The sequence below is a fragment of the Streptomyces sp. NBC_01320 genome, from assembly GCF_035974375.1.
Taxonomy (GTDB): domain Bacteria; phylum Actinomycetota; class Actinomycetes; order Streptomycetales; family Streptomycetaceae; genus Streptomyces; species Streptomyces yanii.
Genome location: NZ_CP108390.1, coordinates 970864 through 988891, shown reverse-complemented (window position 1 = coordinate 988891; position 18028 = coordinate 970864). Strand labels below are relative to the sequence as shown.

Here is an 18028-nt window from a genome sequence, read left to right as displayed (position 1 = left end):
CCGCCAACCGTGCACGAGCTCGTTGAACTTGACGTTCAACCCCGACTCATCTCGCGCTGGAGTTGAACGTCAAGGTCACAGCAGGTACGAGAAGCGCAGTGCCCCGCCCTCCTCGCGGTAGCGGCCCCGGCCGCGCTTTCCGTAGGGGTTGGGGAGCATCTGGATGGCCATCTTGTGAGGGGCGAGGACGTGTGTGACCACCAGGAGGCGCCAGCGGTCGTTGCCCGCGTGCTGGCGGGCCGCGCGGACCTCGCTTTCTCCCAGTTCGAAGCGGCCGCCTTCGCCCCCGGTCGCCTTCACCTCGTACAGGTAGGGCCGACTGCCGGAGCCGACCCGGAAGTCGAAGCCGAGGCCGTCGTCGCCGGACGGGCCGGGGAAGGCTTTGCGGCGGTTGCCCGACACCCAGCCGGTCTCGTCCATGCGGTCCGGGTAGCGCGCACACAGCCACTGGTACGCGTACCACTCGCCCACGTACCCGATGGCCTCCCGCTGGGCCGTGGTCAGCCCGCTGTCCATGCCGCCCCCGTACCGCCGCCCACGCGTGCGGCCGGTGGCCTGGGTGCGCCCGGTCTGGGGACGGGGGTCCGTGAAGCGGAGCGGCCCGGCGGCGGTGATGCCCGGCGCCGAGCCGCTCTGCAGGACCCGGTCAAGTTCGCGGGTGAGGGCGGTGAAGTCGCCGGAGGACACCTCGAAGTCGCGGCCGCCGACGGAGATTGACCGCCGTTTGCGCTCCCGTTCGCGGCGCTCGTGTTCCGCCGCGTTGCGCACCCGTTCCAGGTCGGCATCGGACAGCCCGTGCCGCTCGGGATCCGTCGCCACCGCCATCCCGTCGGGCCACTGGCCGAGGGCCGCCAGCCAGCCGACGACGTCGGCGGGGGACAGAGGTCGAAAGTCCAGCGCGCCCGCAGCCTCCAGCCGCGCGGTGACCTCCTCGGCGGGCTCGCCTCCGGTCAGGGCCGCGGGCAACGGGTGTCCCGCCGCCCTGACCAGGACCGCGAGTTCGGCAGCCAGGCCGGTGATCGTACGGAGGTTCGCGCCGCGTACCTGGTCAGGGGCGGGCAGGCGTTCGCCCGACCGGGGCAGCGGCACCGGGCGGCCCAGACGCAGGGCCAGCTGCTCCTCCACGTGCGCCTCCAGGCTCTTCGTGTCGGCCGTGTCCACGGTGTACTCCCATGCTTCCGGCGCGGTGATCCAGTCCAGGGCCCGGACCGAGGGCCAGTCGGGCATCGGACGGCGCGCGTCGAAGTCCTCCAGCACCGCCCAGCGCAGCCGGTTGACGAGCTCCTTCTTGCGCAGGTCCAAATAGGTGCGGAGCGCCTCCTCGTGCTCGGCGGCGTGGCTGACCGGGTTCAGGGGCGGGCTCATCGCGCGCAGGGTGACGTTCAGCTCGGCGAATCCGATGCCCAGGTCGCGCCGCAGCTCGTCCGTACCGCGGGCCGCGCGGGCTCTGGTGATGAACTCGGATACGGGGACCGGGAGCTCGGCGGCGTACTCCTCGAGGTGAGTCTGGAACTCCCGGGTGTCGCCCGGCGGCGGCAGGAACAGCGAGTTCGTCGTCTCCGTGCCGAGCAGGTGGACGAGGAAGGGCCGGCAGCGCTCCAGGACCACGCTGATGGCCCCGTCGATCCGGCGGCTCGTCTCCTCGACCTGGTGGACTGTGACTTCCAGGGCGTCGGCGAGCTCCTCCTGGCCAGGGTCGCGCAGGTCGGCGTGGCGGGAGGCGAGCTGGTGGGCGGCGAGGCGCAGCCGGTCGCTGAACTCCCGCCGTCCCAGCAGCTCGGCGACCGCCACCACGATGCGGGTGGTCTCGGGCCAGCCCGGCTCGCCTGCCGGGGTGAGGACGAGCGGATGCTTCGGATCGGGCAGCGGCAGCACTCCGCCGAGGCGGCCCGGCAACGTCACGGGCTGGCCGTCGAGTTCGATGTTCCAGGAGCGGTAGCGGTGCAGACGTACGCTCCGGACCAGGGACGTCAGCTCGCTCAGCTCGGCCTCGCTCGCCCGGGGGCCGCGCGCCAGGTGGTCGCAGAGGACGCCCACGGCCAGCGTGAGCCAGGGCAGCTGCTGAACCAGTGGCTCTCCCATGGCCGCGGGGTCCACCCGTGCGCCGTCCACGGTCACCGTGAACATCAGGTCGTCCGTGTGCCGGACGGTGGCGGGGTGTTCGGCCGCCAGCAGCTCGGCGGCCTCCGCCGAGACACCGGGAAGGGTGAGCAGGGGGCGCGCCATCTCCCGTACCAGCAGGGCCGTCAGGCCGTCCCGTTCACCGCTGACGTAGAGCACGGCCCCGGCATCACCATCGCCATCGCTCTCCCCGCCGTCCAGGGCGGACAGCGGTACGCTGATCAGCCGGTCCCCGGACTCAGCGAGCAGACTGGCGCCCTCGGGCAGTGCGGGACGGGGACGCCGTACGAGGTGCCTCCAGGCGCGTTCGTTGGCGCGCTGCGCGGCGGGCCTGTCCTCGGCCCCCAGCGCGCCCTCCGCCGCAAGCCGTCCCAGCGCGGCGATGAGGCGGGCGCTGTCCCGCGGGTCGTCCCAGGTCGGCAGCCGCATTTCCCGCAGGCGGTCGCCCGCCTTCCCGGGTTCCAGAAGGTGGCGCAGCCGATGGTCGACGGTCGGCGCGTACGAGGGCTCCTCCTCCAGCCCGGGCGGGCAGTGCCAGGCGTCGGCCGGCCGGACGAACCGGACGGCCCGGTCGCGGCCCCGCACCGGGAGCCACGGCTGCTCCCGGACGAAGGCGCCCAGCGGGGTCGGGACCCGTTCCCTGTCCGGGGAACTCTGGCTGCCGGCACTGGTCCAGACGCTGGCGAACCTCGCGTCCTCCCAGCTGGCCAGGCCATGCAGGACAAGCCGTGCGTACGCCAGCCGGGCCTCCTGCCCGAGGCGTCCGACGACGTCCTGGCCGGGGAGCCGCCAGGCGGGGGTTCCCCGGTACGGCGTCCGGGGGTAGTAGACACCGGGCCAGTGGACGTACGGCTCCCACTGCTCCCGCACCTCGGCAGACACCTTCGCCATGCGGACCAGCTGCCGAGCGCTGAGCTCCCGGCCTTGCTCTACCCAGCTCAAGGCGTCGGAGGACCTGACCGGGACCAGCCCGTCGGCCACCCCAGCCTCCAGCAGGAACGCCCGCCACCCCTCGGTCTCGCCCCGCTTGGCGAACTCCTCGGGCGCGGCAAGGAGGCGTCCAGCGATCGCCTTGAGGCTCTTCGACACGTCCTGCCCGGCGGCGACCACCGCCGCCAGGTCCTCACCGACGGACGCGCGGCCCCAGCCCCGGCCGAAGACGGCGTCGCTCGCCCTGATCAGCTGGCCGTCCGCCGACGGTACGTACAGTCCGAGTGAGGAGATCTCCGTCCCGCCCAGCGAACGCCGCGGCTGCCACAGCCGGAAGACGAACCGCAGGGCCTGGAGCCGCAGCCGGAGATCGGTGCTCGCGCTGAGCGCCTGCCGTACGTGGTCCAGCAAGCCCCTCGTGTCGTACGGCCGGACGAGCCCCTCCTGCTCGAGGAAGGCGCGGGCGGCCCGCCCGCGCGTACGCTCGCCGCGGTCCTTCCAGACCAGCCCCGGGTGTAGGGAGAACAACCGCTTGCCGAGCAGGAGGGGGACGGACGGGGCCTCGGTCTGGTTCGCCTCCGTACGCACCGGCTGGAAGAACGCCTCACGGCGGACACCCTGACCGCTCGGCTTGCCCTGTGTACGCGTGCTTGTGCCCGTACCCGCCCTGTCGAGTGGACGGTTGGCGTGCCGCAGTGTGCAGTCCTCCGCGAGCAGCAACTGCCTGCCGTGCAGGACGTGCCCGTCGTCCTCGAAGAGGGCGGCCAGGTCCTCGTACAGCGCGCTCCACTGCTCGGGGGACTCACCGGACCGGGGGAGGGGAAGGCCCCCGACGATCCGTTCCACGTACTCGGCGAGGATCTCCGGGCCCGGCTCCCACGGGCACGCGAGGGCCTTGCACAGGGTGGCCAGCCGCTTCAGCCGGTCGCCGCCGATCCCGGGGTCCGCCACCACGATCCCGGCCTCGTGCGCGCGGTGCGCCGTGAGGACGGTCAGGTCGAGGTCCGGCCACAGGACCGCGCCCCGGGGCGGGGCCCAGCCCGCCTCCGGCGGGGCGCCGTCCGCGGTGAGGACGGGCGAGAGCGGTACGTCGGCGAGTTCGCTCCCGTGCACGCGCAGGGCCGCCGCGCGGAGCCGCCCCGCCGAGCCCTTCTCACTCTCCCAGCTCACCAGGTCCACGGCCAGCTGCCGCATGGAGGGTTCGGGCACGGTACGCAGTACCGCGGCGGCCGCCAGACAGGTCTCGGCGACCACGTCGAGCAGCAGCACGTTGAGGGGGTTGTCGGAGGGGAGCCCGGTGCGGTCGAACTTGGTGAAGAACGGGGCGTTTACGTGCCCCGGGAACGGCGCGGCCTGGTCCTCGCCCATTGGCAGGAAGGTGTAGATCTGCCCGCGTCGCGGTCGGCGCGGGGCGGGCAGCGGGAGCGCGACCTCGACGACGGCGGACCGCTTCCACTCCTGCCACGTGTCGTCGAGGAGCCCTGAACCCACGGCCTCGGCGAGCGTGCTGTTCAGCCGTTCCTTCTCCACGGTGCCCCGGGCTATGAGAAAGGTGCCGGACGGCCCCAGGTCCACGGTCGCGCAGGAGACGGGGAGTCCGTGCCCGGCGCCGTCCTGCGCCACCGCGAAGCGCTCCTCGGAGCGGGTCAGCTCGTGCCGCTCGTGCGCCTCGTCGCGGTCGTCCAACTCGCCGTCGGCGGCCCGCCGTTCCAGCGTCAGGCCAGCGAGCCGGTCGAGGAACAGCATCACGGGTACCTTCGCCTCCGCGAGCTCGCGCATCCGCAGCCGGACCTCGGCCCGGGCAGCCTCGCTCAGCAAGGGCAGCCGAACGATGGTTACATACCCCTGGGCGGCGAGCTGCCGACAGGTCGCGGGCACATCGTCCAGCGGCAGGGGTGCCTGGAGCGGCGGATACTTGGCGGCAACCTCGTGGGCGTTATCCTCACCGGCGAGGAACTCCTCCACGTCGTCCTTCTGCGCGAAGCGGAAGCAGTACCCGTCCATTTCCGGGCCGAGCGGGCTGTCAGGGTCCGCGCTGTAGATCTCGGGCGCGTCGCTGATCAGCAGGATGCTGCGGAACCCGACGCCCTTGTTCCCGATGCCCTCTCCGACCTCCTTCGAGCTCTGCGCGAGCTCACAGACCCGCTCGACGTCCCGCCAGGTGAAGGGCGTGCCGCCATTGGCGACGTACAACGTCCCCCACTCGCCCTCCGCCTCGTCCAGCAGGACATGGACCCGTCCGCCGCGGCGGTTCCTCGGATGCGCGTCGTAGCCGTTCTGCAGCAACTCGAAGAGCGAGCGGCCGGCGTACTCCCGCGCGCTCGTGTACGACACGGCGTTCACCTGCCGTGCCATGCGCAGGACTTGCTCCGACCGGGCCCCCTCCAGCACGGACCGGCCGTACTCCCGCAGCTGCTCGGCCCGGGCGTTCCTCGCCATGGTTCTCCCCTCACCTCAGCGTGATGAGGACGGTATCCCGCCGCACTGACATCGGGGGGCGCGAGGACCACCGTGTGGAGCGCGGCTCGGAGCTGAGCTTGACGTTTTGGACCGCCGTCGAACGGGCTCGAATTTGTTCAAGGGTTCCCCTGTTCACGGCGTGTCCGTGAGGCCGGGGCCTGATCCTGCGAGGAGAGGCCGGCGCGGCGCGTAAAGGCCAGACCGTGGAACGGGTTGAGCACGGGGTTCAACGGGACGCGTTCGCAGCGGTGACGGCATTCCGGACCGAGTTGTACTCCTGCCTGCTTCGCGCGGCGATGCCCTGTTCGAGCTGTGCGACGCGTTGCTGTGCACGGACGGTCCGGTCCGCACGCTCGTGGACCTGGCCCTCGCCCCCGAGCACCGGCGTGGACACGGTGCCCTCTACTCCGAACTGAACCAGGGCCGGATCGATGTCGCTCGGCTGCGTCGGGCTCTGGTCGGGGTGCCGTTGCCCCGGGCAGCCGACGGCCGCCTGCCACGCCTTCGGCCGGGCCTAGCTAGCCACGGAAAGCACGTCTGCTGGCCTACCTAGGTGTGCCGGTTCAGCTTCGCCGTGCCGCGTCCGCTTTCCGCACCATCTTCGCCGCGTGGTCAGCCGAGTCGGCCAAGTTCCGGAGTGCGCGGGAGACCCGGCTGAGGAACTCCACAATGTGGTCGGCGAGGGTGTCCTGCTTGGTGCTGGTGCGGAAGGTGGTGCTCTGGGACACGGTCGGCTCCTCGAAAAAGGGGTGCTGGGTGTGCTGCGCCCACTGTGGCACTGGGGACTGACGTGTCGGGCGGAAACACGACACCTCCCACCCGAACCGGGCAGGGGGCTCTGGCACCAGGTGACGCAGCGAGGGGCGGTCAGCGGTGGCCGATAGATCACGCCTCATGCTTCCTGCGGCACGAGAAGTGCTCTGGCAGCCCTTCGGGTCCTGGAAGGCTTGCGGGCTGACCGCAGCCGAAGCGGCAGAGCGGGATCGCTTGACCCGACGCGTCGACCGGAACCCTGGCAGCCTCGGTTTCCCGCGGTCGGGACTCAAGGACGATCGCGCGGCTGCCACGTCTCTGCTTCGGTTCAGCCCGCACCTCTGAAGCCGGACGGTCCTCGGTGCACCTGTCGCGCCGGTCCCCCTGTCGTACGGATGGCTGGCGCTCCTTGTCGTCCAGGGCGGGCCCGTTCGCCTCGAGGTACTGCTGCCACTGCTGTGCGGGGAGCCAACCGTGGTGGCCGCCCCGCTGGAAGGGGATCCGCTCACCGGCCGCAGCTTCCACGATGAACCGGGTTAGGGTCAGGCCGCCTTCCCCTGTGAAGGTGCTCGACTGATGGGCGGGCATGAGGACGCGGTGCCACCCCCCGCAGTACCCGGAGTCGGTGGGGTTATCCGGGTCGTAGGGCTTCTCCGGGCACCGGGTGAGCGCGCCGTTTTGGCTGCACTGGCCCTCCTCCAGGACGAAGTTGCCGTCCTGGACCGCGATGGGGTTCTTCTGCACGCGAATGACGGAGGCCGGCAGGTTGGGCGTGCGGACGTAAGGGACGGTGCCGATACCTGCGTGGTCGGGGCCGACGAAGTCCCAGACCGACTGAATACCGCCGCGGCGTCGGAACCCCTCCCGTGCACGCATTCCGCGGGCTGTCGGGGCGCTCAGCTGAGGCTCGTAGCCCAGGACGATGCCGTTGGCGCCGTTGATGCGTACATCGAGGCGCGCGTGCCCGTCGGCGGTCTGCGACTCGATGTCGGCGTGGAAGCCGTGATCTTCGGAGTCCTTCGCGACGCGTTCCTTGCGGGCGAGGTGCTCGTCGGACTCGTGGCTGATGGGCTTCTCCCCGGGTTTCCGGTAGTGGGAGGCAAGCCATACACCGTCACGCTGGACGAGGTACATGGGGACGCGTCGGCCGCGGAGGTCCCGGCAGTCGGGGCAGATGAGCCCGCGCTTTTCGACGGGGACACGTCCGCGCATGCGCAGGAGCACGTTCAGGAGGTCTTGGCCTTGCGGGACACCGAGGTCGGAGCGGTCCAGGTCGAGGTTGCGGCCGGCCGGTTCGTAGTAGACGGGGTTACGGAAGAGGTCTTCGTCGCTGTCGATCTGAAGGTCGTCGTCCATTGGTACTCCCCGCAGCCGCCACGAGTAGGACTCACAAGGCTACGGGGAGGTTCTGACAATCGGGGCTGACCTGCGTAAACGCTTCCGGGCGCTGTCCCCCGGGGCGCGGGGGACGCATGGGGGAATCGTAGATTCCCGGTGGCCGGGGGACGCGAGCGTTCTCCGGCCGGGCCGTACGCAGGGCCTCACCTATCTTCACGCCTCCGTAGCCTCTCGCGGAAACACTCCCGCACCTCATCGGCGTTGGTGATCTCCGAGCCGAGGAGGGGAAGGTGTCGGGTCTGAAGCTGTTCCGCACGGATACGACGAATAGCGGCGTGACTGAGGTCACGCCGCGTCTTGCTGAGGTCGAGGCAGATGTGCAGGGACTCGTCGAGGCGCACATGGAGACGCTGCTGGGTGTCCGGTTTCTGGCGAGCGAGTACAGCACCGGGCCGTTGCACGGGGGCCGGATCGATTCGCTCGGGCTGGACGAGAACGGATCGCCAGTCATCATCGAGTTTACCGACCGCAGGTAGTCCTGCCCGTGATGTCCGTCTGGGACTGTGACCAGCACGTCCCTGGCTTGTTTACCGACCGTGTCCGGGACGTCTGTCATGTTCTGGAGTCGGTATGGAGGACGAGTGGCACGGCACGTGGTGGTCGGGGACCTGAGGGTCCAGCAGATCGAGCGGAAGGACGGGCGGCGGTCGTGGACGATCGTGTGGCCCGAGGGGACGGTGCACACGGAGGCGGACCGGTTCCTGCGTCTGCATGATGGTTCGGGAACGCAGAGGACGTACGCGTATCTGCTGGTGGACCATCTGCGGTGGCTGGAGCGGGAGTGCCTGGCCTTCGCCGCAGTCCAACTGCGGGACCTGGAACGGTATATGGGCATGGTCGGCGCCGAGGTCCGCATGCCGCTCGGCGAGCCGTGGCGGGTCGGAAAGCGCCCCTATGGCCGCTCCGCGTTGTCGATCGCGGCGGCTTGTCTGAAGGGCTTCTACCTGCATCAGTCCTCCCTCGGCGTGAACGGGGAGCTCGGCAGGAGGCTCGATAAGTCGCGGCTGCCGTCGCGGGTGGACCGGCGCCGTTCGTTCCTCGGGCACGTGAAGTCGTCGCTGCCCACCAATCCGCTGGCGCCGAAGGGGCCGCACCGCCGGCATCCGAAGATGCTGCCGGACGGCGCTCGGGAGAGGCTGCTGGAGACGGTGAACGCCGCCCGGGACCGGCTGGTTGTCACCTGGCTCGCCGACGGCGGGCTTCGCATCGGAGAGCTCTGCGGCCTGCACCTGGTCGACCTGCACCTGCGCGAGAACGCGGCCTGCGGCGAGTGCCGCGCCCCTCACCTGCATGTTTGCCACCGGCCCGATAATCCGAACCGGGCCGAGGCCAAGAGCAAGCACCCCTGGCGGGTCGAGCACGGCATCGTGATCGGCGGGCTGATCAAACGGGTCAGCCCAGCGATGGTGCACACCTACTTCGAATGCGTCACCACCGAGTACCCTCGCGGCGCCGGGCACGGCATGCTCCTGGTCCAGTTGCACGGCGCCGATACCGGACAGCCGTGGGCGCCGGTCGGGGCCCGGCGGATGCTCGGCCGGGCCGGGAAGCGCGCTGGTCTGGGGCTGGTGAAGCCCCATGCCTTTCGGCACTCGTTTACTTCCGCGGTTCTCGACGCCGCCGACGGCAACGTGTTGATCGCCCGGGACGCCGGCGGCTGGGCGTCGGCGGCGATGGTGGATGAGGTCTACGGACACGTCGATGTCCACGACCCGGTCTTCGACGCCGCCCTGCGCACGGTCTGGGGTGGGACGAAGTGACAACGCCGTCGCTGCTGCGGCAGCAGGATGCCCGCACGCAGCGGGACCGGCTGGAGGTGCTCACCGCGCTGCTCAACGGGCCCGACTTCGACCCGGTGCTGCGCGGCGGGGTGTTGAAGATCCCGCCGTCGCATCCGGTCTATCCGTGGAGCTGCACGGTCGTCGACTGCGCGCGGCCCCGCTGGCGGCGCTACGCGATGTGCTCGGTGCACGCCGAGCAGTGGCAGGAGGCGGAGGCGCGCGGCATGAACCGGGCTCTGTTCCTGCGAACCGCGGAGCCGCTGTCGGCCACGGAGATGCCGGAGGCGATGATGTGCCGGATCTGCCCGCAGCTTCCGGCGTTCAGCCTGCAGCTGGTGCTGTGCTTCCGGCACCGCAACCGGTGGCTTGGCCACTTGAAACGGCACCCCGGCGGGGGCGAGGCGGAGTTCGAACGGTGGCTGGCCGACCAGCCGTCGCTGCCGGGCTACGGTGAGTGCCGAGCGGACGTGTGCGACGAACTGGCCGCCTCGCCGCTGGGGTTGTGCGGCGCGCACGAGCGCGGCTACATCCGGGCCGCGCGGCCGGGCGGGGCGACGCTGCCGAAGAACTTCTTCGCCACCTACGAGCGCGGTGATCGTCCTGTCCCGGTGACCTGCGAGGACGAAGTCGCCTTCCGTGCCTGGTGCCGCTCCCAGCTGCCGGTGCACCGCACTGGCACGGTTAACCTGCGCGGGCTGCGGCCCTTGCTGAGGGCGGAGGTGCAGTGGGGCATGTATGTCCACGGCCTGCAGCCCGTCGCCGTGTGGCACCTGACGTGGGTGCAGTCGCTCGCGGACGAGTGCCAGCGCCACGACGTGGCGTCCCTGGCCGGCCTGGATGCGTCCGTCTTCCGCCGCGCCTATCACCAGCGCATGGTCCAGGAGATGCAACAGGCCCTGCGGAAGATCTACTTCACCCCCTCCGACACCCGGGACGCCGGCTATATCGAGACCGAGCACTTCGGGGTGCGCTTTCCCCACCGCTCCAGCTACGTCGACCTGACCTGCATCACCCAGCGGTGGCTGCGCGATCTCTTGTGGGATCACATCGCCGACGTGCTGCGCTCGCCCACCTGCCCGCGCAGCGCCCAGCCGGTGGACTTCGTGCGCCGCGCGGGCGCCGAGCTGTCCGCGTTTTTGGGCTCTCCTGTCGCTTCCGTGGGTAGGTTCATGCAGCTTGACGCCCTGGTAGGTGGGGTCGGTGGCCGCCGAGGCTGAGCATGGCCAGTGCGATGAGCGCTGCGGGGTCCTTGAAGCCGAAGGCCATGCGGGTGATCAGGCGGATCTTGGTGTTGATGCTCTCCACGATCCCGTTGCTCATGGAGTGCTCGGCTGCCGCCGTGATGGCGTCCCAGTGCTTGACGATGGCCCGTTGCAGCTTGACGAAGGGCTCCAGTCGGGAGCGGCGGGCCCAAGACACCCAGTCGAGGAGGGCCTCGGGGGTGTCGGGGCCGGACTTCAACGCCAGGCGAAGGGCCTCCTTGAGCAGGTATGCGCGGTGCAGGACGGGGTGGGCTTTCGCGATGAACTCCAGTTGCGCGCGCTGGTGTTCGGTGAGGTCCTCAGGGCGTTTCCACAGGGCCCAGCGGGCCTTCTTCAGTGACTTCGAGCCCGGGGTGGCGCGGCCCTTGCCGCCGCGCTCGGCGTTCCAGACCTCGCGGCGCACGGTGTCCAGGGCGTCGGTGGCCCACTGCACGACGTGGAACGGGTCCATCACCCGCACCGCCTGCGGGCAGCGCTCGGCGACTACCTTCGCTATCCAGTCGGCGGCATCCGCGGACACGTGGGTGATCTTCGCGGAGCGTTCAGGTCCGAGCAGGTCGAAGAAGGACCGCAGTGTCTCCTTGTCCCGGCCGGCCGCCGCCCACACGAGCCGGCCGCTGTCGTGGTCGACCACCACGGTCAGGTACTTGTGGTGCCGCTTGTAGGAGATCTCGTCGATGCCGACCCGGGTAAGGCCCGCGAGCAGGTCCACGCGCTGTTCGACGTCCGACCACACGCGGGCGCAGATGCCGCCGACCGTGCGCCAGCCGATCCTCAGCAGTTGGACCACCGTGGTCTTCGAGCAGTGCGTGGCCAGCCAGGCCACCGTGTCGTCGAAGGCCAGGGTGTGCCCGGCACCGTGGCGGGCCCAGGGCACGTGGGCGACGACCACACCGTGCTGGGGACAGGATACCCGCGGCGCGTCGGCCTCGATGAACGCCCGGACCACCCCCAGGTCCAGGGCACGCCAGCGCCGGCGGCCCTCGCCGTTGTCGAACCGGGCGCACCGGCGACCGCAGACCCCGCACCGCTGCCGCCGCCTCTTCGCCGGGCGGGCATGGGCCACGATCACCACATCCCAGGGGCCCGCCTCCGCGCCGTTGCCCTCCTCGGCCTCGACCGACGCGACCACCGTGTGTTCGACTCCGAGCAGCCGAGTCCATATGCTTGCAGATCGCACGCCGTATCCAGGTTCTTCCGTTTCGTACTGTCGCAAGTCGAAACGTAGCCGGGCTACGGCGTGTTCTGCGTATCAGCCCTGGTCAGCGACCCACGGAAGCGACAGGAGAGCCCGTTTTTGGAGGCGGAGGCGCCGGGTGGCGGCCACGACCCGTCCGTGCTGCGCGGAGAGCACGTCCACCGTTTCGTCGCGGACCTGCGCAACCGCGAACGTCTCGGCCTGGCCTTCCGCGGCCAGGCCCGCCTGGACGGCAAGAAGGCGAAGGTCACCGAGAACGCGCGCCGGATGGTGTTCAACTACGGCCGGGCCCTGCTGCGCGGCGCGCTGGACAGCGGCAGCGCCGAGAGAATCGGCCTGGACCGCACCTTCATCGCCGCCATGCCGGTCGGCGGCCCAGGCACGCCCCGCAGCCGCAACCCCTTCCCCGACGAAGTCGCCCGGGCGCTTGCGGACGAGGCCAACCTGCAGCAACTCGCCGACGGCTACGACCCGCACGACCGCGGCCTGAGGGACATGTGGGAGACCATCATCGTCACCGGCCGACGCGCCGGCGAGGTCATCCAGCTCCGCCTGGACTGCGTCGGCCGCTACGGCAGGCTGCCCCTGCTCTGGCACGACCAGACCAAGGTCGGCAACCTGAACGCGGCCGTCCGCATCCCCGACCCGCTTCTGGACCGACTCGAAGAACGCCGCCGCAAGACCCTGTCCCGGTTTGCCGACCGGCACGCCGGCCGCCCGCCCACTGCTGCCGAGCGCGCCGATCTGGCCTTGTTCCCCACCGACATCCTCAACCCCGACGGTCACCGCGCTTTGTCCTACACCTGGTTCCACACCGGATTCCGCAGCTGGCTCGCCGATCTTGACCTCGGCGGTCACTACGTCGCCCACCAGGCCCGGCACACCCTGGCCACCCGGCTGCTGCGGCACGGCGCGAGCCTGACGCACATCCGCCGCTACCTCGGCCAGGTCTCCGACCGCATGGCCGAGCACTACGTCCACCTGACCAGCGCGGACCTGGAGAACGTCCTCCAGCATGTGTGGGTCGCCGGGCCCGGCACCGCCGACCCGGGCGAACTCCTCACCAGCGACACCACCCCGCTCACTCGCGAACAGGCCCAGGCCCTGGCCATCGACCTGTCCCGCCGCAGCACCCCCGCCGAGGGAGGCTTCTGCACCTTCCAGCCCGTCGTCGACGGCGATGCCTGCCCCTTCAGCCTCGACTGCCACAACTGCGACAAGTTCGTCCTGTCCGGCGCCGACCTGCTCTACTGGCGGCGCAAGCGCGAGCAGTGGCGGCTGCTGGCCGAAGGCGCCCCCGACGACGCCACCGCCGACTACCTCCACCGCTACTTCGAGCCCACTGCCCGCGCCATCGACGGCCTGGAGAAGGCCCTGGCCGGCCTCGGTCTTCTCGACGACGCCCTGGCCCTGGACCTGCGCAAACCCCAGGACTACTTCCACCGCGTGTGGTCCACCGCTTTCCGCGCCGTCGACCTCGCCGACGCGGGCAGCGACGAGCCGGACGTGTACAGCGATACGTGCACAGCTGAGGGAGACGACCCCGAACAGGAAGCTGCATGAACACCGCCACCGTCACCGAACCCCGCACCGCGGCGGCCCTGGCCGCCCGCCGCCGCAAGACCGAAGCCGCCCTTGAGCGCGTCCACCAGGCCATCGCCCGGCTCCGACGCGAGAAAGCCCAGGTCAGTGTCGCCGCCCTCGCCCGCCGAGCGGACGTCTCACGCACCTTCCTCTACGACAACGTCGAGGCCAGAGCCGCGGTCGCCGCAGCGATGACGCAGCCCGGCGAACTCCAATCCCGCACGCTCGCTGAACAGGACGACGAACGCGAGGCGACCTGGCGCGAACGCGCCCTGAACGCCGAGGACGCCCTCAAGACCGCCCACACCGAGATCCTCACCCAACGCACCCGGATCGGCGAACTCCTCGGTCAGATAAGCGACTTGCAAGCTGAGTGGACCGAGGGCACCATCCAGCGGATCACCACCGAGAACACCACCCTCAAACAGCGCGTCCGCCAGCTCACCACCGACAACCGCACCCTCGACGAACGACTCAAGGCCGCCCGCTCGAACCTCCGCTTCCAAGACCGCCGCGTCGCCGACCTCGAGGTCCAGCTCACCGAACACGCCCAAGGCCCGCCATGACCCATGGCTCCACAGCACCTCGCCAGATCACGCTCGACGACCAGCACCGGCGAACCTCGTCGAACTGCTGCGCGAAACTCAACCGCGCCGATGCCTGTGGGGAGGGTCGCGGCGAGCGGGAGCGCCAGGGCTTCGCGGAACGGAGAGGCCAGCGAACTGCCGGAGGAGGGCGTGGTATGCGTCGGCGCGATCCCGCGGTGACCCGCTCTGCACGCCGTCGGCGATGTGGCGAGGGAGTTCTCCAGGGCCGGGCGACCGCCGGGACTCGTAGCCCTGCCGCCGTTGGTGGTGCTCACGGTCCCAGTCGTATACGACCCCCACGCGGGCGAACTGGAACAGCGTTCCCAGGATCAGGATGAATGCGATGGTCGCTGCGACAAAGCCGACGTCGTGCAGGAACACCCCCATCAGGCACACGTATCCCAGGACAAGCAGCAGTCTCGTCACGCTGCTGAACACGACACCGGGGGACGCGTCTTCGTGATGGAGTCGGAAGATTTCGCGGGGGTTCCGCAGAGGCGGGCGATACGCACCGCCGAGCCGCAGCACTGCTGACACCCGGGACACAAGGACCGTCGCGGCCAGCGCCGCCAATTGCCAGGTGATCGTCACGGCGTAGTCGGGATGCGTCCACCCCCACAGGAGCCATGGGACGCACAGGGTGGCCGCGGTCCAGGGCCCGAACCAGAGCGTCATACGGGCGACCGCGGCCAGCCGGGAGGCGGCCGACAGGCGCCGGGCCTCGTACTCGGTCCACTGCTGGTCGCGGTGGGCGGCGGCGGAGTCGTAAGCCTCCTGCAGGCGTCGGCTCTCCCTGTCGCGGGCGGCCTGCTTGTTCCACTCCCGCACCTGGACTTCGGCGAACCGCGCGTAGTCGGTGCGCAGTAGGATCCCGATCGGAGAGTCCGGACCGGGCTCTCGCGCGCGCAGCCAGTCGTACCACTCGACGGCGCCCTCGGCGGGCGGTGTGACCCGGTCGCGGGCCGTGCGCAGCCAGGCCGTCGCGTCGGAGCCGGGCAGCAGGGCGGCGAGCAGCAGTCCGCGCGCGTTGTTCTGCGCCCAGTCGAGGTACTCCTGGGGCATGGTGGGGGCCCGCGCCACCAACTGCCGCCAATCTGACCAGGTTTCGTCCCATATCTGCTGGACGCCGTTCAGTCGGTGCAACTGGGTGAAGCCGGCCAGCGCATCCAGCAGAGATCCCTTGCAGAGGTCCCGGTAGAGGTCGAAATCCGCGGCGGGTCCGTTGGCGTCGTCGAAGCGGCCGTTGCGGCACGCCTCCGACAGCGACTCGGTAGTGACGCGGGTACCGCGCCAGACCGGTGTCCCATCGGGTTCGAGCCAGCGCAGCAGGTGGAGCAGCTTGAGGTCGGGTGTGAGTTCGGGGCTTGCCAGTCGGCGGTCGATCAGTTCCAAGCGGCCCTCGACGTCGTCGGTGGCGGGGTCGTCGAACTGGCGCAGCCAGACCAGCAGGGTGCGCCAGCCCTCAGAGGGAGAACTGGCCGTGCCCATGACATCGAAGAACTGACGGCGAGCTGTGGTCCAGTGGGCCCGTATTGTGGCGGCGAGGTCGCGCGGGGTGGAGTGCAGGGTTCCGGCCAGGGCCAGAGGAATGCGCCGCCGGGTGTCAGCCGACAGCTCGTCTGTGACGGGGGCACCGTCGCCGTGCCGGACCAGAGCGGATACGAACTCCGGATCGTCGAGCAGGGCCCTGCTCTTGACAGCCTCAAGCCGCTGGTGGCGCCAGTTCCGCGGTGCCTCGGTGACGATGCCCAGCAGATACCCGTACGCGAACAGCGCGGCCCCTGACATCCCCTCCCAGGGTGACCCGTCGTGCGTCAGTTCGGGCGACACGTCCCGGATGTCCAGCACGTACCGGCCGCGCACCAGCCCCGATCCGGGACGCAGTGCACACTCGATGTGCTCCGTGTCTAATCGGTCATGCCTCCGCGCGGCCCGGGGGAACCCCATCACCTGGCAGTCCGCGAGGGGATACCCACCTGAAATCCTGGCCCAGCGCACCGGGCCCAGACGGGCCACTGTCTGTGGGTGGATAAGGTCCTGCTCGGCGAGCAATAGAGCGGCGTCGCACTCGTCGTCCTGCCGTAACCACACGACCTGGCAACGCTGGGTTCCTGTGCCGCGCACGGCCTCCGCCCGCGGCGCGCTCGCGCCGCTCACGACATGGCCGGCGGTGAGGACCAACCGGGCCGTGAGGAGATAACCGCTGCCACTGCGACCGCCTAGTGTCCTGCGCCGGGAATTCGTTGAATAAGTAGACTGCTTTCATGGCGAAGATGGGACGGCCGATGGCCGAGCTGGTGTTGTCCGAGGACGAACGGGCGACGTTGGTGCGCTGGTCGCGGCGGGCGAAGTCTTCGCAGGCGTTGGCTCAGCGGTGCCGGATCGTGCTGGGGTGCGCGGACGGGAAGACGAACCGGCAGGTTGCCGACGAGTTGGGTATCTGGCCGCAGACCGTGGGCAAGTGGCGGCGGCGCTTCCTGGAACTGCGGATGGAGGGGCTGGTGGACGAGCCCCGGCCCGGCGGTCCGAGGAAGATCACCGATGAGCGGGTCGAGGATGTAGTCGTCGCCACGCTCGAGAGGTCCCCGAAGGACGCCACCCACTGGTCGAGGGCTTCGATGGCGGCTGAGAGCGGACTGTCGAAGTCCACGGTCGGCCGGATCTGGAAGGCATTCGGCCTCAAGCCGCACCAGGTGGACACGTTCAAGCTGTCCAACGACCCGCAGTTCATCGAGAAGGTCCGCGACGTGGTCGGCCTCTACCTCGACCCGCCCGAGCGTGCCCTGGTCCTGTGTGTGGATGAGAAGTCCCAGATCCAGGCACTGGACCGGTCCGCCCCGGTGCTGCCGATGATGCCGGGTATGCCAGAACGCCGCACCCACGACTACATCCGTCACGGCGTCACCACCCTGTTCGCCGCCCTGGACGTGGCCACCGGCGAGATCATCGGCTCCATCCACCGCCGCCACCGGACCGTCGAGTTCAAGAAGTTCCTCACCAAGCTCGACAAGGAGGTCCCTGCCGGCCTGGACGTCCACCTGATTTGCGACAACTACAGCACCCACAAGTCGCCGGCGGTCAGGAAATGGCTGGAGGCCCACCCTCGGTTCCACATGCACTTCACCCCCACCTACTCCTCCTGGCTCAACCAGGTCGAGCGCTGGTTCGGACTCCTGACAGACAAGCAGATACGGCGCGGCACCCACAAATCCCTCCACGCGCTGGAGAAGGACATCCGAAACTGGATCAAGACCTGGAACGACAACCCCCGCCCCTTCGCCTGGACGAAGAGCGCCGACGAGATCCTCGAACGCCTCGCCTCATATCTTGATCGAATTCCCGGCGCAGGACACTAGGAGGACGGCGGTGACCCTTTCATGCTCAGGCCCGGTCCCGCGGCCACCCGTCATGGCGCGCCTGCCCCGGCAAGGCCGGTGGCGTCGCCCTCGCCGTCCGCCGCGATCAGCAGCGGATCACCAGTCGCCGCCCGCCGGGGCTCAAGGGTGAAGGAGATCCGATGAGTGCGCGTCCGGCCCACCGCACCCTCGGTCTCTGCTGAGACGACGAACGCCTTGATCCCTCCGCGTGCACGGGCGTCCTTGCGCAACTCGACGGCGAACTCCATCTGGATCGGTCCCACTTGGAACGCCACGTCACTGCCGACCCCCTGCGCGGCGGCACTCATCAGCTCATCGCGCAGAATTTGAACGGCCTGCGCCAGCTCCATGTCCCCAGCCCCGGGTCCCAAACCGTTCCCCCGATTGGTCACACTGCGTGGGCGGATCAGAATTGACTCGTAGACAGGCTAACAGGACGGTCAACGATCGGTCAGTACCGGATGCTGTTCACCGCAAGCCCACCCCCGGTCGCCAACAGCGTCCGGGGCTCCGGCACGAGACCACTTGGATGAGCTACAGCAACGGCCCCAACTCTCCGTCACGAACATGTAGTCTA

10 protein-coding genes and 3 pseudogenes are annotated in these 18028 nt (G+C 70.0%); 7 read left to right on the top strand and 6 right to left on the bottom strand.

Annotated features, from left to right (window positions below):
• Window positions 1–75 precede the first annotated feature (75 nt).
• On the bottom strand, window positions 76–5490 hold the full coding sequence (locus tag OG395_RS04950) for a sacsin N-terminal ATP-binding-like domain-containing protein (protein ID WP_327241766.1): 5415 nt from the start codon (window positions 5488–5490) through the stop codon (window positions 76–78).
• A 224-nt stretch (window positions 5491–5714) separates the two neighbouring features.
• On the opposite strand from OG395_RS04950, the pseudogene OG395_RS04945 reads away from it, so the two are divergent.
• Window positions 5715–6007 (top strand): annotated as a pseudogene (locus OG395_RS04945) (transposase); the annotation flags it as partial.
• A gap of 67 nt (window positions 6008–6074) precedes the next feature.
• Here OG395_RS04945 and OG395_RS04940 read toward each other — a convergent pair.
• Window positions 6075–6239 (bottom strand): hypothetical protein, encoded by a 165-nt coding sequence (locus OG395_RS04940; protein WP_327241765.1) that lies wholly within the window; start codon window positions 6237–6239, stop codon window positions 6075–6077.
• Window positions 6240–6396: 157 nt separating this feature from the next.
• Complete coding sequence (locus OG395_RS04935) at window positions 6397–7620, bottom strand: hypothetical protein (RefSeq protein WP_327241764.1); 1224 nt, start codon at window positions 7618–7620, stop codon at window positions 6397–6399.
• Window positions 7621–7892: 272 nt separating this feature from the next.
• On the opposite strand from OG395_RS04935, the pseudogene OG395_RS04930 reads away from it, so the two are divergent.
• The 3 genes and pseudogenes from OG395_RS04930 to OG395_RS04920 form a co-directional block, all read left to right on the top strand.
• A pseudogene (locus OG395_RS04930) lies at window positions 7893–8123 on the top strand (DUF5655 domain-containing protein); the annotation flags it as partial.
• 120 nt (window positions 8124–8243) lie between these two features.
• Window positions 8244–9422 (top strand): tyrosine-type recombinase/integrase, encoded by a 1179-nt coding sequence (locus OG395_RS04925; RefSeq protein WP_327241763.1) that lies wholly within the window; start codon window positions 8244–8246, stop codon window positions 9420–9422.
• Window positions 9419–10660, top strand: a complete 1242-nt coding sequence (locus OG395_RS04920; RefSeq protein WP_327241762.1) for a hypothetical protein — start codon at window positions 9419–9421, stop codon at window positions 10658–10660. Before OG395_RS04925 ends, OG395_RS04920 begins: the two co-directional genes overlap by 4 nt.
• Here OG395_RS04920 and OG395_RS04915 read toward each other — a convergent pair.
• Window positions 10611–11885 (bottom strand): ISL3 family transposase, encoded by a 1275-nt coding sequence (locus OG395_RS04915; RefSeq protein ID WP_327241761.1) that lies wholly within the window; start codon window positions 11883–11885, stop codon window positions 10611–10613. The two genes, OG395_RS04920 and OG395_RS04915, sit on opposite strands and share 50 nt — an antisense overlap.
• A 117-nt stretch (window positions 11886–12002) precedes the next feature.
• Between OG395_RS04915 and OG395_RS04910 the strand changes: the two genes are divergently transcribed.
• Both OG395_RS04910 and OG395_RS04905 read left to right on the top strand, forming a co-directional pair.
• Window positions 12003–13466, top strand: coding sequence for a tyrosine-type recombinase/integrase (locus OG395_RS04910; protein ID WP_327241760.1), 1464 nt, complete (start codon window positions 12003–12005; stop codon window positions 13464–13466).
• Complete coding sequence (locus tag OG395_RS04905; protein WP_327241759.1) at window positions 13463–14053, top strand: DUF6262 family protein; 591 nt, start codon at window positions 13463–13465, stop codon at window positions 14051–14053. Before OG395_RS04910 ends, OG395_RS04905 begins: the two co-directional genes overlap by 4 nt.
• A gap of 78 nt (window positions 14054–14131) precedes the next feature.
• Here OG395_RS04905 and OG395_RS04900 read toward each other — a convergent pair.
• A pseudogene (locus OG395_RS04900) lies at window positions 14132–16270 on the bottom strand (S1 family peptidase); the annotation flags it as partial.
• Between the two features lie 68 nt (window positions 16271–16338).
• On the opposite strand from OG395_RS04900, the gene OG395_RS04895 reads away from it, so the two are divergent.
• A complete protein-coding gene (locus OG395_RS04895) occupies window positions 16339–17430 on the top strand; it encodes an IS630 family transposase (protein ID WP_442818514.1) in 1092 nt (363 codons plus the stop codon).
• 50 nt (window positions 17431–17480) lie between these two features.
• Here the strand turns inward: OG395_RS04895 and OG395_RS04890 are convergent, their stop codons facing one another.
• Entirely contained in the window at window positions 17481–17801 is a 321-nt protein-coding gene (locus tag OG395_RS04890; protein WP_327241758.1) for a trypco2 family protein, read from the bottom strand.
• Window positions 17802–18028 lie beyond the last annotated feature (227 nt).

Coding starts and splice junctions, on each gene's coding strand:
- OG395_RS04950 (WP_327241766.1), bottom strand. CDS start 5,490: ATGGCGAGGAACGCCCGGGCCGAGCAGCTGCGGGAGTACGGCCGGTCC.
- OG395_RS04935 (WP_327241764.1), bottom strand. CDS start 7,620: ATGGACGACGACCTTCAGATCGACAGCGACGAAGACCTCTTCCGTAAC.
- OG395_RS04905 (WP_327241759.1), top strand. CDS start 13,463: ATGAACACCGCCACCGTCACCGAACCCCGCACCGCGGCGGCCCTGGCC.
- OG395_RS04895 (WP_442818514.1), top strand. CDS start 16,339: ATGGCGAAGATGGGACGGCCGATGGCCGAGCTGGTGTTGTCCGAGGAC.
- OG395_RS04890 (WP_327241758.1), bottom strand. CDS start 17,801: ATGGAGCTGGCGCAGGCCGTTCAAATTCTGCGCGATGAGCTGATGAGT.